Consider the following 13173-nt stretch of genomic DNA (forward strand, 5'->3'; position numbering starts at 1 on the left):
TAGGTTCGGCGGCAGGGGAGGCGGGCGGATATCCCGCGGATTAGCACGTACGAGTGACGCGTCACGCGGGGGGCGCCGGGCTCAGGACTCCTGCGGAGTGGGCGGTGCCGCCGTGACGTCGTGCTCGGGCACCGACTGGCCCGAGCGGATCAGGTCGATCCGGCCCATGACCTTGGAGCGCAGGTCGCCCGGCACGTCGTCATGGCCGCAGCACCGCTTGACCAGCTTCTTCACGGCCTGCTCCAGCCCGTACTTCTCCAGGCAGGGCGAGCACTCCTCGAAGTGGTGCTCGAACTTCACGCAGTCCGAGTCCGGCATCTCCCGGTCGAGGAACTCGTAGAGATGATCGAGGATTTCGCTGCAATCCGTCTCGTGCGGCTCTCCGCAGCTCATGACCCCGAGCCTTTCGCTTCGTTCGACTCTCCGGCGCCGGCCGGGACCAGACCACGGTCGCGGGCGTAGTCCTCCAGCATGCCGCGCAGCTGACGACGGCCCCGGTGCAGCCGGGACATCACCGTACCGATGGGTGTTCCCATGATGTCCGCGATCTCCTTGTAGGCAAAGCCCTCTACATCGGCCAGGTACACGGCGATGCGGAACTCCTCGGGGATCGCCTGGAGCGCCTGCTTCACGTCCGAGTCGGGCAGGTGGTCGAGCGCCTGCGACTCGGCGGAACGCAGACCCGTCGACATGTGCGACTCGGCGCGCGCGAGCTGCCAGTCCTCGATCTCCTCGGCCGCGCTGCGCTGGGGTTCGCGCTGCTTCTTGCGGTAGGAGTTGATGAAGGTGTTGGTGAGGATGCGGTACAGCCACGCCTTGAGGTTGGTGCCCTCACGGAACTGATGGAAGGACGCGTACGCCTTGGCGTAGGTCTCCTGCACCAGATCCTCGGCGTCGGCCGGGTTGCGGGTCATGCGCAGCGCGGCCGAGTACATCTGGTCGAGGAACTCGAGCGCGTCCCGCTCGAAGCGCGCACTGCGCTCCGCGGTCGACTCCGCACCCGTGCCCCGGCCCTCGGGCTGCTCCGCCTGGCCGTGCTCGGTCCCTGCGTCGGTCCCAGTGACCGGACCCACCTCCTCCAGTGACGTCGCGGAGACGAAACCGGCCCCGCTCGAATCGGAGGATAGACGACGATCCGGTCCGCCCGCCGCCCGAATGGGGGCGGTCTTCGCCGCGTGCAGCACCGTCCAGTCCAGGTCGGCGCGGCTGCTGCGACTCGGGCAGAAGGCTGAAGCCATGCGGCGGACTTCCTCTCGTACGGCGTCGGCGCTGATGCTCAGCACCGTATGTCGGCCACAACAGCGGTCGCCCGCCGGTCATTCCCGGGCCCTCAGCCGAGTGAGCGGACCCACTCCGCGACGCCGTCGGTGATCAGCCTCAGGGCCTCCTCCTGCGTGATCCCCGCCCGTCCGGGCACGGCGAAGCCGTGGTCGCCGTACGGCACCCGGGTCAGGCCGTAGGCCCCCTCGGGGAACTCCTCCGGTCTCCCGAACGGATCGTTGCCGCCCTGTACGACGAGGGTGGGCGCCCCGGCCCCGAGCAGCTCCTCGGCGCGGGACTTCTCCGGCCTGCCCGGCGGGTGCAGCGGGAAGCTCAGGGCGAGCACGGCGTGGGCGCCCAGCTCGGCCGCGGTGCGGCAGGCGACGCGGGCGCCGGCGCTGCGGCCGCCCGAGATCACCGGCAGGCCGGGACCGTTCAGCGCGGGCCACACCCCCCGCCAGCCGGTGTCCAGGGTCTTCGGTGCGGGCGCCAGCTTCTTGCCGGCCACCCGCCAGGGCTGCTCCACCAGGGCCACGGTCACGCCCCGCGCGGGCAGCGCCGCCGCCAGTGCCGCGAGATCGCGCGCCTCGATGCCGCCGCCGGCGCCGTGGCCCGCGGCGAGGACCAGGCGGGGCCTCGCGGCCGGGTGCCAGGTGATGCGGGCGGCGCCGGCCGCCGTGTCGATGATCTCGGTCTTCACGTCAGAAGAGTGTGCCCTCTTCCGGCCCCTCCAGCTCCGTCAGCAGCTCCGGCCCGTTGTTGCGGACGTTGCTCACGGCCGTGGGGACGGGGAACGCCCGCATCAGCCCGGGGGGCGGGGGCGCCAGCAGGGGGGTGAGGTCGCCGGGGTCGGTGCGCGCCGGGTCGAGCCAGGCGTCCCACCGGTCCGGCGTCAGCATCAGCGGCATCCGGGGGTGGATGTCGGCCAGGGCGTGCGGTCCGTCGGCCGGGGCGACGGCCAGCGGCGCGGTCTCCGCCTCGGTCGTGATCACCGAGCACGTCGCCCACCAGGCCCGGGGGTGGTCGTCCGGCAGCGTCCTGTCCCGCCAGAACTCGTACAGCCCCGCCATGGCGAACACGGAGCCGTCGGCCGGGGTCACGAAGTACGGCTGCTTGCGGGGCCGCTTCTTGCGCCCCTCGACCTCCAGGTCCCGCTCCTGCCTGCCGGTGACCCACTCGTAGTAGCCGTCGGCGGGCAGGATGCAGCGCCGGGTGGCGAAGGCGCGGCGGTAGGACGGCTTCTCGTGGACGGTCTCCGCGCGGGCGTTGATCATCCGGGCACCGCCCTCGGGCGACTTGGACCAGGAGGGGACGAGCCCCCACTTCAGTTTCCGCAGCTGGCGAACCGGCTTCGGGTCCTCGACGTCCTTCAGGGGACGGTCCAGCACGGCGTAGACCTCCTTGGTGGGGGCCACGTTGTAATCGGGCTCCAGGGCCTCCTCGGGGTCCCACTTCTCGATCTCGAAGATTCCTGCGAGATCCTCGGGTCGACGACTCGCCGCATACCGTCCGCACATACGTGCCACACTGCCAGACTCCGCGCCCGCACGAGGAGCCCTCACCCCTTATGGACCACCTCGCATCCGCCTCGCTCGCCTCCCTGTGGGAGGAGGTCACCGGCACCCAGCCCGAGCCGGCGCTCGGGGTGGTGATCGCCACCCTGGTCGCCGCGCTCGCCGTCGTCGTGCCGCGGCCGCTGTGGCGGACGGCGCGCAACGCCATCACCATCGCCCACGAGGGCGGCCACGGTCTCGTGGCCCTGCTCACCGGCCGGACGCTGGTCGGGATCACCCTGCACTCGGACACCAGCGGCCTGACCCTGAGCCGGGGCAGGCCGCACGGACTCGGCATGATCCTCACCGCGGTCGCCGGCTACACCGCCCCGCCGCTGCTGGGCCTCGGCGGGGCCGCGCTGCTGGCCTCCGGGCGCGTCACGCTGCTGCTGTGGGCGGCGACGGCGCTGCTGATCGCCCTGCTGGTGATGGTCCGCAACGCGTACGGCGTGCTGACGGTCGTGCTGACCGGCGGGATGTTCCTCCTGGCGTCCTGGCTGGCCGGTCCTCAGGTCCAGGCGGCGTTCGCCTACGCGGCGGTGTGGTTCCTGCTGCTGGGCGGGGTGCGGCCGGCGTTCGAGCTGCAGGCGAAGCGGGCGCGGGGCGGGGCCGGCGACTCGGACGCGGACCAGCTGGCCCGGCTGTCCCACGCGCCGGCGGCGGTGTGGTTCTTCCTGTTCCACGCGGTCTCGCTGTGCTCGCTGATCGGCGGGGGCCGCTGGCTGCTGGGGCTCTGAACGGGCCCCGGCGGCCGCCGGCGGTCGCCGGGGCCGAGATCCGTCACATATATGCACGGCAATTCCCTTAGCAGGGTTCCGGTCGTATTTCGCCGCCTTTGATCAAGATCTACGATCGCCTTCAGCCATTAAAGTGGGGTCCATGACCGTGAATCCCGCGCACACCGCCCTCTGGCCCGCCCCGCACGCGAGCGGAGCCGTCGACGCGACCGTCCATGTGCCCGGGTCCAAATCGGTCACCAACCGCGCCCTGGTGCTGGCCGCCCTCGCCTCCGAGCCCGGGTGGCTGCGCCGTCCGCTGCGCTCCCGCGACACCCTGCTGATGGCCGGGGCGCTGCGCGCGATGGGCGTCGAGATCGAGGAGGGCGTCGGCCCCGACGGCACCGGCGAGTTCTGGCGGGTCATCCCGGCCGGTCTGCACGGTCCCGCCACGGTCGACGTCGGCAACGCCGGCACGGTCATGCGCTTCCTCCCACCGGTCGCCACGCTCGCCGACGGTCCCGTCCGCTTCGACGGCGATCCCCGTTCGTACGAGCGCCCGCTGCACGGGGTGATCGACGCGCTGCGCGCCCTCGGCGCCCGGATCGACGACGACGAGCGCGGCGCGCTGCCGATGACGGTGCACGGCGGCGGGGCCCTGGAGGGCGGCCCGGTCGAGATCGACGCGTCCTCGTCCTCGCAGTTCGTCAGCGCCCTGCTGCTGTCCGGTCCGCGCTTCAACCAGGGCGTCGAGGTCCGCCACACCGGCTCGGCGCTGCCGTCCATGCCGCACATCCGCATGACCGTCGACATGCTGCGCTCGGTCGGCGCCCAGGTGGACACCCCGGAGTCCGGCGGCGAGCCGGACGTCTGGCGGGTCACGCCGGGCGCGCTGCTCGGCCGCGACCTGACGATCGAGCCGGACCTGTCCAACGCCCAGCCGTTCCTGGCGGCGGCGCTGGTGACCGGCGGCAAGGTGGTGATCCCCGACTGGCCGGCCCGCACCACCCAGCCCGGTGACCGGCTGCGCGAGATCTTCACCGAGATGGGCGGTTCCTGCGAACTGACCGACTACGGTCTGGTGTTCACCGGCTCGGGCGCCGTGCACGGCGTGGACGTGGACCTCGGCGAGGTCGGCGAGCTCACCCCCGGCATCGCGGCCGTCGCGGCCCTGGCGGACTCCCCCTCGACCCTGCGCGGGGTGGCGCACCTGCGCCTGCACGAGACGGACCGGCTGGCCGCGCTCACCAAGGAGATCAACGAACTCGGCGGTGACGTCACCGAGACCGCCGACGGGCTGCACATCCGTCCGCGCCGCCTGCACGGCGGGGTCTTCCACACCTACGAGGACCACCGCATGGCCACCGCCGGCGCGATCATCGGCCTCGCGGTCGAGGGCGTGGAGATCGAGAACGTGGCGACGACCGCCAAGACCCTGCCCGACTTCCCCGACCTGTGGACCGGGATGCTCGGGGCGTAGGGACCGTTCGCCATGCGCCGCTACGGCAAGCACACCGACGAGGACGACATCCGCTCCCGCCCCAACCGCAAGGGCAACCGGCCGCGCACGCACATCCGGCCCAAACACGAGGACGCCGCCGAGGGCCTGGTCCTCACCGTGGACCGGGGCCGGCTGACCTGCCTCGTCGAGGACCGGATCGTCACGGCGATGAAGGCACGCGAACTGGGCCGCAAGGCGGCGGTCGTCGGCGACCGGGTGGCGCTGGTCGGCGACCTGAGCGGCAAGAAGGACACGCTCGCGCGCATCGTCCGCATCGAGGAGCGCACCTCGGTCCTGCGCCGCACGGCGGACGACGACGACCCCTACGAGCGTGTGGTCGTCGCCAACGCCGACCAGCTCGCCATCGTCACCGCCCTCGCCGACCCCGAACCGCGCCCGCGCCTCATCGACCGCTGTCTGGTCGCGGCGTTCGACGGCGGCCTCACCCCCCTGCTGGTGATGACCAAGTCGGACCTCGCCCCGCCCGACGAACTGCTCGGCCTGTACGGCGCGTTGGACATCCCGTACGTCGTCACCAGCCGCGAGGGGCTGGAGAACGGCGCCGCGGCCGACCTCGTGCGGGAACACCTGGACGGCAAGATCACGGCCTTCGTCGGCCACTCCGGCGTCGGCAAGACGACGCTGGTCAACACACTGGTGCCCGAGGAGCGCCGCCGGGTGACGGGCCACGTCAACGCGGTGACGGGGCGCGGCCGGCACACGACGACCTCGGCCCTCGCCCTGCCGCTGTCCTCCCGGACGGGCGGCTGGGTCGTCGACACCCCGGGCGTACGGTCGTTCGGGCTCGCCCACATCGACCCGTCCCGCGTGATCCACGCCTTCCCCGACCTGGAGCCGGGCACGGAGGGCTGCCCGCGCGCGTGCAGCCACGACGAGCCCGACTGCGCGCTGGACGCGTGGGTCGCCGAGGGCCACGCCGACCCGGCGCGGCTGTACTCGCTGCGCCGGCTGCTGGCGACGCGGGAACGGACGGAGGGCGACTGACGTTCGCGTTGTTTGCCGTGCCGTGAGACCGGTAAGTGCATAATCGCACCAAGTCGGATCCAAGCCTGAGCAAAAGCCGGCGAATCGACGGAGCGGTCACGGCAGGGGACCACGGGAGGACGACACATGGCGTGGCTGCTGGTCATAGTGGCCGGGGTGCTCGAAACCGGCTTCGCCGTGTGTCTGAAGCTGTCGCACGGCTTCACCCGGCTCTGGCCCACGATCGCGTTCTGCGCCTTCGCGCTGGGCAGCTTCGGCCTGCTGACGATGTCGCTGAAGAAGCTCGACGTCGGCCCGGCGTACGCCGTGTGGACCGGGATCGGGGCGGCGGGCACCGCCATCTACGGCATGGTGTTCCTGGGCGACCTGGTCTCCACGCTGAAGATCGTCTCGATCAGCTTCGTCATCATCGGCGTGATCGGGCTTCAGCTGTCCGGCTCGGCCCACTGACGCCGTCGGCCGTCACGCCGTGGACCGCCGCGGCAGGGCGGTGCGGACGAGTTCCGACACGCCGCCCTCGCCGGGCGGGGCCGCGACGCAGGACAGGGCGAGGCGGACGGTGAGTTCGCAGGCGCGGGCGAGGTCGGCGGCCTCCGCACGGGGAACGCCGGGCCCGGACAGGGCGGCGACGGCACGGTCGCGGACGAGGGCCACGAAGTCGCCGGGCGAGGGCAGCGGGCCGTCGGCCCGGCGCTGGGCCCGCACGGTGGAGGAGGACGGTACGGCCCCCGGCGCCGGGGCGGGCAGCCACGTGCCCCAGCATCCGGTGAGCATGGCTCGCACCAGCGCGTTCTCCCCGGCAGCGGAGGTCGTCCACTCGGCCGCCGCGGTAAGCCGTTCACGCGGGTCGCCGAACGCGGAGAGCGCGCGCTCCACACCGGCGAGATACCCGTCCGCCTCCCTGCGGACGAGCGCCCGGCCGAGGCCCTCCTTGCTCCCGAACTCGTTGTACAGCGTCTGCCGCGACACCCCGGCCGCCGCCGCCACGTCCACCATCCGCACAGCGGTCCACGGCCGACGCGCCAACGCCGTATAGGCGGCGTCGAGCAGGGACTCCCGGGCTGCAGGCACCATCGCCTCCCTCGGCCGAAGCGACTCAGCGCCCAGGTTTGACGGGCGTGCCACACCTGTCAAGGGTCCGCGCGACCAGCCCCCTCCCCCTTCTCTCCCCCGCTGCGGGCAGTCGTGCCGCCGGGGCGGCGCGGGTGGGCGCGGCGGCACCCCGCCACGCCGGGCAGCGCACCCGCTCCCGCCCCGCACCGACACGCCCCGCACCCCGCGGACACCGGCTCACCGGCCCACCCCCCCACGACGCCCCGCGCAAACCCTGGTGGCCCCGCCCCGCCCCCGCCGGATACCGTGGCCGCATGCCGGACTACCTCGACGACCTCCGCCTCGCCCACGTCCTCGCGGACGCCGCCGACGCCGCCACGATGGACCGCTTCAAGGCCCTCGACCTGAAGGTCGAGACCAAGCCGGACATGACCCCGGTGAGCGAGGCGGACAAGGCCGCCGAGGAGCTCATCCGCGGCCACCTCTCCCGCGCCCGCCCCCGCGACGCCGTCCTCGGCGAGGAGTACGGCACCGAGGGCACCGGCCCCCGCCGCTGGGTCGTCGACCCGATCGACGGCACCAAGAACTACGTGCGCGGCGTCCCGGTCTGGGCCACCCTCATCGCCCTGATGGAGGCGGGCGAGGGCGGCTACCAGCCCGTCGTCGGCCTCGTCTCCGCCCCGGCCCTCGGCCGCCGCTGGTGGGCGGCGAAGGACCACGGCGCCTTCACCGGCCGCAGCCTGTCCTCGGCCTCCCGGCTCCGGGTCTCCCAGGTCTCCGCGCTCTCCGACGCCTCCTTCGCGTACTCCTCGCTCAGCGGCTGGGAGGAGCAGGGCCGGCTGGACGGCTTCCTGGACCTGACCCGCGAGGTGTGGCGCACGCGCGCGTACGGGGACTTCTGGCCGTACATGATGGTCGCCGAGGGCTCGGTCGACCTGTGCGCCGAACCCGAGCTCTCGCTCTGGGACATGGCCGCGAACGCCATCATCGTCACGGAGGCCGGCGGCACCTTCACCGGTCTGGACGGCCGCCCCGGCCCGCACAGCGGCAACGCGGCGGCGTCCAACGGCCGGCTGCACGACGAGTTGCTCGGATATCTCAACCAGCGGTACTGAGCCCGCTCCCGCGCGCCCGCCGACTCGCCCTCCGCGCCCCCTTGTTGTCCCCCGCTTCGCCTGCCACTCTGAGGATCCCCCCACTTGTGAACTTGTGAATCCATGAACCAGCTCATGGATCACCGGCAGGAGGTGGCTCCACCCATGCTCGTCCGCGAAGCCATGACCACGGTCGTCCTCACCATCGGTCCCGCCCACACCCTGCGCCAGGCCGCCGCGCTGATGTCCGCCCGCCGCGTCGGCGCGGCCGTGGTGTACGACCCCGACGCCGGCGGCATCGGCATCCTCACCGAACGCGACGTCCTCGACTCCCTCGGCCGGGGCCAGGACCCGGACGTCGAACGCGCCCATGACCACACCACCACCGACGTCGTGTTCGCCGCGCCGTCCTGGACCCTGGAGGAGGCGGCCGGGGCGATGACGCACGGCGGCTTCCGCCACCTCATCGTCCTGGAGCGCGACGAGCCCGTGGGCATCGTCTCGGTCCGCGACATCATCCGCTGCTGGGTGCCCGCGCTGCGGCAGCGCGGGGCACCGGCGGCGATCGCCTGACGTCGCCCCGCGGGCGGCGACCGGGCGGCACGACGAAGGGCCGGATCCCCGTCCCCGGGGATCCGGCCCGCCGCTACGACAAGCGGTCCAGTGCTGGACGTCAGCCGCGCAGGGCCTGGACCGCGGCCTCCAGTCGCTTGCCGAAGTCGCCGTCGGCCTGACGGAAGTTGTTGACCGCGCGCTCGATGATGTCCTCGCGCGAGACCTTGGAGATGGCGCCGGCCAGGTTGTCGATCAGGCGGCTCTTCTCCTCGTCCGTCATCAGCCGGTAGAGGTTGCCCGCCTGGACGAAGTCGTCGTCCTCGGCGTGCCTCGGGGTCTCGTGGTCGCCGGTGACGCCGGAGACCGCGATCGGCTGCCACAGGGCCCTGTCCGTCTGGAACGGGCCGCCGAAGCTGTTCGGCTCGTAGTTCTTCGCACCCTTGTGGCGGCCGTCGTACAGGTAGCCGTCACGGGAGTTGGTGCGCGCCTCGGTGGCGTGCGGGCGGTTCACCGGCAGGTGGTCGGCGTTGATGCCGACGCGGTAGCGGTGGGCGTCGCCGTAGGCGAAGAGGCGGCCCTGGAGCATCTTGTCCGGGGACGGGCCGATGCCGGGCACGAAGTGCGCCGGGGAGAAGATCGACTGCTCGACCTCGGCGAAGATGTTCTCCGGGTTGCGGTTGAGCTCCAGCTTGCCGAACCAGACGATCGGGTAGTCCGCGTGCGGCCACACCTTGGTCAGGTCGAACGGGTTGAAGCGGTACGTCGCGGCCTCGGCGACGGGCATGATCTGCACGCCGACGGTCCAGGATGGGAAGTCGCCGCGCTCGATGGCCTCGCGCAGGTCACGCTGGTGGGAGTCGGGGTCCTCACCGGCGAGCTTGTCGGCCTCGGCCTGCGTGAGGCACTTGATGCCCTGGTCGGTCTTGAAGTGGTACTTGACCCAGAAGGCCTCGCCCGCCTCGTTGTTCCACTGGTAGGTGTGCGAGCCGAAGCCGTCCATGTGGCGGTACGACGCCGGGATGCCGCGGTCTCCGAACAGCCAGGTCACCTGGTGCGTGGACTCGGGCGACAGGCTCCAGAAGTCCCAGACGTTGTCCATCTCCGTCGAGCCCGTGTACGGGTCGCGCTTCTGGGTGTGGATGAAGTCGGGGAACTTGATGGCGTCCCTGATGAAGAACACCGGGGTGTTGTTGCCGACGAGGTCGTAGTTGCCCTCTTCGGTGTAGAACTTCAGCGCGAAACCACGCGGGTCACGGACGGCGTCCGCCGCGCCCAGGTTGCCCGCCACGGTCGAGAAGCGGAGGAAGGTCTCCGTCTGCTTGCCGACCTCGGAGAGGAACTTCGCCCGGGTGTACTTGGTGACATCGGCGGTGACCGTGAAGGTGCCGTAGGCGCCGGCGCCGCGGGCGTGCACGACGCGCTCCGGGATGCGCTCACGGTTGAAGTGGGCCAGCTTCTCCAGGAGGAGCTGGTCCTGAACGAGCACGGGGCCGCCGACACCCGCGGTCTCGCTGTTCTGGTTGTCGGCTACCGGAGCACCGGCCTCCGTAGTGAGCGGTCCCTGAGTCACGTACGCCTCCTGCGCCATCCCTGCAAAACCTGTCCCTTGGCTAATGCCGATCCTGATCCTACAATGGACAATGTCTAAGTCAAGTGAGACTCCAAAGTCACACCCGTTCGGGACCTGGTCCCCTTGCTGTTAGGCTGGCCTGTATGAGTGACCTACTGGAACGGCTGCGTGGACGCGGATGGCGCATGACCGCGCAGCGACGCGTCGTGGCCGAGGTCCTCGACGGTGAACACGTCCATCTGACCGCCGACGAGGTGCACGCCAGAGCCGTCACCAAGCTGCCGGAGATCTCCCGGGCGACCGTCTACAACACCCTGGGTGAGCTGGTCTCGCTCGGCGAGGTGCTGGAGGTCGCGACGGACAAGCGCGCCAAGCGGTACGACCCGAACGCGCACCGGCCGCACCACCACCTGGTCTGCGCGCAGTGCGGCGCGATCCGCGACGTCCACCCGACCGGCAACCCGCTGGCCGACCTCCCCGACACGGAGCGCTTCGGCTTCACGGTCTCCGACGTCGAGGTGACGTACCGCGGCACCTGCCCGAACTGCGCCGCGGCGTAGCCCCGCCCGCAACGCGAGAGCCCCGGCCCCCATGGGTGCCGGGGCTCTCGCGTTGCGCCGGCACACCGACGCCCCGCGCGCCCAACGCACCGAGGGCCGGAACCCTTTCGGATTCCGGCCCTCGGCCTTCAGTAGCGGGGACAGGATTTGAACCTGCGACCTCTGGGTTATGAGCCCAGCGAGCTACCGAGCTGCTCCACCCCGCGTCGATGAATGGAACACTACGTCAACCCCGGGGCATGAGGCAAATCGCCCCCACCGCCACCCGGCACCCGTACCGGCGCCCGGGACACGCGCCGGTGCGGCGCAGGCGCTACGCCGACAGTTCCTGCCGCAACGCGTCCCGCAGCCGGGCCGCCCGCTGCGCCACCTCCCGCGGTCCCAGCGACACCGCCCGGTCGGCCCACCGCTGCCCCTCGTCCAGCTCCCCCCGCCGTGCGCACACCAGCGCGAGCCGCAGCGCCGCCCGTCCGTGCCCGGCGTCGGCCGCCCGGCGCCACCACACGACGGCCTCGGGCTCGCTGCCCTCCCGCGCCAGCAGCAGCCCCAGGTTGAACGCCCCGTTGCGGGAACCGGCCTCGGCCGCCTCCCGGTACCACCGCGCCGCCTCCACCACGTCTCCCCGTGCCGCGGCCAGCATCCCGACGCGCACCTGGGCCCGGCGGTGCCCCTGCGAGGCCGCCCGCTCGTACCACTCCTCGCACTCGGTCTTCTCCTGGGCCGACTCGCCCAGCTCGTGCGCGGGTGCCGGCGGCCGGCGCGCGTCGAGCAGCGTGGCCAGGCGGTACGCGGCCTCCGGGCTGCCGCCCCCCGCCGCACACCGCAGGAACCGCTCCGCCTCCGGCTCGTCGCCGTCGCGCAGCCGCGCCATCCCGACCTGCAGCGCCGCCTCCGTGTGCCCCGCGGCGGCGGCCCGCTCGTACCAGCGCAGCGCCGCGGAGTCCTCGCCCCGTCCGGCGTACAGGATCCCGAGGTTGAAGGCGGCGTCCACGCTGCCCGCCTCGGCGGCCTTGGAGAACCACGGTTCGGCGCCGGCCGCGTCCCCGCCCCGCAGCAGCAGGATCGCCAGCGCGTTCGCGGCCTCCCGGTGTCCGGCGTAGGCGGCGCGCCGGTACCACTGCTCGGCCTGCGCCGTGCGCCCCTGCTCGGCGCAGAGGAGCCCCAGGTTGTAGGCGCCGTTGTCGTCCCCGGCGTCCAGCGCGGCCCGGTACCACCGCTCGGCGGTCTGCGGCTCGCCGCGCTCGGCGTGCAGCGCGCCCAGGGCGTTGGCCGCGTTGCCGTCACCGTCCTGCGCGGCCCGCAGCCACCACACGGCGGCGCTCTCGGTGTCCCCGGCGTCGCGCAGCAGGAAGCCCAGCGCGCAGGCCGCCCGCGGCTCGCCGTCCTTGGCGGACGTCAGGTACCAGCGACCGGCCTCCTTGAGCTCGCCCCGCCGCTCCAGGATCGCGCCGAGGTGCAGCGCGGCCCGCCGGTGTCCGCGCGCGGCGGCCTGCCGGTACCACTGCTCGGCCTCCTCGCTCCCCTCGGCCCGCCCGGCCCACTCGGTCCGGGCGGGCCGCTCGGTCGCGGAGCGCACGACACCGGCACCGCCGTCGCCGTCGAGGTCCCGCCCCGCGCGCCGGTCCAGCGTCCGGGCCAGCCGGTACGCGGCCTCCCGGTGTCCGCGCTCGGCCGCGGCCCGCATCCACCGCTCGGCGCCGGCGCGGTCGCCGCGGTGCTCCAGCAGGTCGGCGAGCGCGTAGGCGCCCAGCACGTGTCCCTGCTCGGCGGACTGGCGGAGCCAGTACTCGGCGGCGGGCTCGTCCCCGCGCTCGCGGAAGTGCCGCCCCAGCGCGTGGGCGGCCGCGCAGGACCCGGCGACGGCGGCGATCCGCCACCATCCGGCGGCCTCGTCGGCGTAGCCGCGCTGGTGCAGCAGGACGCCCAGGTTGTTGGCGGCGGCGCGGTCACCGGCGGCGGTGGCGGCACGCAGGTGGGACTCGGCTCCGTCGAGATCGCCACGGCGCAGCAGCATGGCCCCGAGGACGCTCATCGCCTCGACGTCACCGGCTTCGGCGGCGAGCCGTCGGCGGATCTCCTCGGCGGCCTCGTCGGCGGCTTCCTGGGCCTCGTCGCCGGCCTCTTCCCGGCCGGAATGCTGCACAAATCGCCCCGTCTCGAACAGATTTGCCATGTCCCCCATAACGTCCATCGTCGCACCACCCGCAACCCGGGTACACCTGGTATACCGCAGTCATCGAGGTCACTTCAGCGTTTTGTCGACATGCCCACAGGGAGACAAGTCAAACACGGATCGCCCCAACTCC

Annotated in this window: 14 protein-coding genes and 1 tRNA gene; 7 read left to right on the forward strand and 8 right to left on the reverse strand. The window is 72.6% G+C overall.

Annotation, left to right across the window (positions count from 1 at the left end; genetic code table 11):
• Positions 1 to 81: 81 nt before the first annotated feature.
• The 4 genes from rsrA to ACZ4V6_RS13185 form a co-directional block, all read right to left on the reverse strand.
• Entirely contained in the window at positions 82 to 393 is a 312-nt protein-coding gene (gene rsrA, locus ACZ4V6_RS13170; RefSeq protein ID WP_467826058.1) for a mycothiol system anti-sigma-R factor, read from the reverse strand.
• On the reverse strand, positions 390 to 1073 hold the full coding sequence (gene sigR / locus ACZ4V6_RS13175) for an RNA polymerase sigma factor SigR (RefSeq protein ID WP_003973756.1): 684 nt from the start codon (positions 1071 to 1073) through the stop codon (positions 390 to 392). The genes rsrA and sigR overlap by 4 nt, the downstream gene beginning before the upstream one ends.
• 257 nt (positions 1074 to 1330) lie before the next feature.
• Positions 1331 to 1960, reverse strand: coding sequence for an alpha/beta hydrolase family protein (locus ACZ4V6_RS13180; RefSeq protein WP_467826061.1), 630 nt, complete (start codon positions 1958 to 1960; stop codon positions 1331 to 1333).
• Position 1961: 1 nt separating this feature from the next.
• Positions 1962 to 2777, reverse strand: a complete 816-nt coding sequence (locus tag ACZ4V6_RS13185; RefSeq protein ID WP_467826063.1) for an SOS response-associated peptidase — start codon at positions 2775 to 2777, stop codon at positions 1962 to 1964.
• Positions 2778 to 2827: 50 nt separating this feature from the next.
• On the opposite strand from ACZ4V6_RS13185, the gene ACZ4V6_RS13190 reads away from it, so the two are divergent.
• The 4 genes from ACZ4V6_RS13190 to ACZ4V6_RS13205 all read left to right on the forward strand — a co-directional run bounded on the left by ACZ4V6_RS13190 (position 2828) and on the right by ACZ4V6_RS13205 (position 6485).
• Complete coding sequence (locus ACZ4V6_RS13190) at positions 2828 to 3550, forward strand: M50 family metallopeptidase (protein ID WP_467826066.1); 723 nt, start codon at positions 2828 to 2830, stop codon at positions 3548 to 3550.
• Positions 3551 to 3692: 142 nt separating this feature from the next.
• Entirely contained in the window at positions 3693 to 5009 is a 1317-nt protein-coding gene (gene aroA / locus ACZ4V6_RS13195; RefSeq protein ID WP_467826068.1) for a 3-phosphoshikimate 1-carboxyvinyltransferase, read from the forward strand.
• Between the two features lie 12 nt (positions 5010 to 5021).
• On the forward strand, positions 5022 to 6035 hold the full coding sequence (gene rsgA, locus ACZ4V6_RS13200; protein ID WP_467826069.1) for a ribosome small subunit-dependent GTPase A: 1014 nt from the start codon (positions 5022 to 5024) through the stop codon (positions 6033 to 6035).
• A gap of 126 nt (positions 6036 to 6161) precedes the next feature.
• The gene (locus tag ACZ4V6_RS13205; protein ID WP_030145926.1) at positions 6162 to 6485 is read left to right on the forward strand and encodes a DMT family transporter; all 324 of its coding nucleotides are present in this window, start codon (positions 6162 to 6164) and stop codon (positions 6483 to 6485) included.
• A 12-nt stretch (positions 6486 to 6497) separates the two neighbouring features.
• On the opposite strand, the gene ACZ4V6_RS13210 is transcribed toward ACZ4V6_RS13205, so the two are convergent.
• A complete protein-coding gene (locus ACZ4V6_RS13210) occupies positions 6498 to 7109 on the reverse strand; it encodes a TetR/AcrR family transcriptional regulator (RefSeq protein ID WP_467826072.1) in 612 nt (203 codons plus the stop codon).
• Positions 7110 to 7402: 293 nt separating this feature from the next.
• Between ACZ4V6_RS13210 and hisN the strand changes: the two genes are divergently transcribed.
• Positions 7403 to 8203, forward strand: coding sequence for a histidinol-phosphatase (hisN, locus tag ACZ4V6_RS13215; RefSeq protein WP_467826074.1), 801 nt, complete (start codon positions 7403 to 7405; stop codon positions 8201 to 8203).
• A 144-nt stretch (positions 8204 to 8347) separates the two neighbouring features.
• Positions 8348 to 8755 (forward strand): CBS domain-containing protein, encoded by a 408-nt coding sequence (locus ACZ4V6_RS13220; protein ID WP_467826076.1) that lies wholly within the window; start codon positions 8348 to 8350, stop codon positions 8753 to 8755.
• 100 nt (positions 8756 to 8855) lie between these two features.
• Here ACZ4V6_RS13220 and ACZ4V6_RS13225 read toward each other — a convergent pair whose 3' ends face one another.
• Positions 8856 to 10307 (reverse strand): catalase, encoded by a 1452-nt coding sequence (locus ACZ4V6_RS13225; protein ID WP_467826078.1) that lies wholly within the window; start codon positions 10305 to 10307, stop codon positions 8856 to 8858.
• A gap of 143 nt (positions 10308 to 10450) precedes the next feature.
• Between ACZ4V6_RS13225 and ACZ4V6_RS13230 the strand changes: the two genes are divergently transcribed.
• Entirely contained in the window at positions 10451 to 10867 is a 417-nt protein-coding gene (locus ACZ4V6_RS13230) for a Fur family transcriptional regulator (RefSeq protein WP_351014050.1), read from the forward strand.
• 132 nt (positions 10868 to 10999) lie between these two features.
• Here ACZ4V6_RS13230 and ACZ4V6_RS13235 read toward each other — a convergent pair.
• Positions 11000 to 11073: transfer RNA gene (locus ACZ4V6_RS13235), tRNA-Met, on the reverse strand.
• 107 nt (positions 11074 to 11180) lie between these two features.
• The gene (locus ACZ4V6_RS13240) at positions 11181 to 13049 is read right to left on the reverse strand and encodes a tetratricopeptide repeat protein (protein ID WP_467826081.1); all 1869 of its coding nucleotides are present in this window, start codon (positions 13047 to 13049) and stop codon (positions 11181 to 11183) included.
• Positions 13050 to 13173 lie beyond the last annotated feature (124 nt).

It is taken from the genome of Streptomyces sp. NPDC029152 (assembly GCF_055564355.1).

What these genes read in the sequence shown, in the direction of transcription:
- ACZ4V6_RS13220 (WP_467826076.1), top strand. Translation starts at nt 8,348, where the DNA reads ATGCTCGTCCGCGAAGCCATGACCACGGTCGTCCTCACCATCGGTCCC.
- ACZ4V6_RS13210 (WP_467826072.1), bottom strand. Translation starts at nt 7,109, where the DNA reads ATGGTGCCTGCAGCCCGGGAGTCCCTGCTCGACGCCGCCTATACGGCG.
- ACZ4V6_RS13185 (WP_467826063.1), bottom strand. Translation starts at nt 2,777, where the DNA reads ATGTGCGGACGGTATGCGGCGAGTCGTCGACCCGAGGATCTCGCAGGA.
- ACZ4V6_RS13240 (WP_467826081.1), bottom strand. Translation starts at nt 13,049, where the DNA reads ATGGGGGACATGGCAAATCTGTTCGAGACGGGGCGATTTGTGCAGCAT.
- ACZ4V6_RS13205 (WP_030145926.1), top strand. Translation starts at nt 6,162, where the DNA reads ATGGCGTGGCTGCTGGTCATAGTGGCCGGGGTGCTCGAAACCGGCTTC.
- hisN (WP_467826074.1), top strand. Translation starts at nt 7,403, where the DNA reads ATGCCGGACTACCTCGACGACCTCCGCCTCGCCCACGTCCTCGCGGAC.
- rsrA (WP_467826058.1), bottom strand. Translation starts at nt 393, where the DNA reads ATGAGCTGCGGAGAGCCGCACGAGACGGATTGCAGCGAAATCCTCGAT.
- ACZ4V6_RS13230 (WP_351014050.1), top strand. Translation starts at nt 10,451, where the DNA reads ATGAGTGACCTACTGGAACGGCTGCGTGGACGCGGATGGCGCATGACC.
- rsgA (WP_467826069.1), top strand. Translation starts at nt 5,022, where the DNA reads ATGCGCCGCTACGGCAAGCACACCGACGAGGACGACATCCGCTCCCGC.
- ACZ4V6_RS13190 (WP_467826066.1), top strand. Translation starts at nt 2,828, where the DNA reads ATGGACCACCTCGCATCCGCCTCGCTCGCCTCCCTGTGGGAGGAGGTC.
- aroA (WP_467826068.1), top strand. Translation starts at nt 3,693, where the DNA reads ATGACCGTGAATCCCGCGCACACCGCCCTCTGGCCCGCCCCGCACGCG.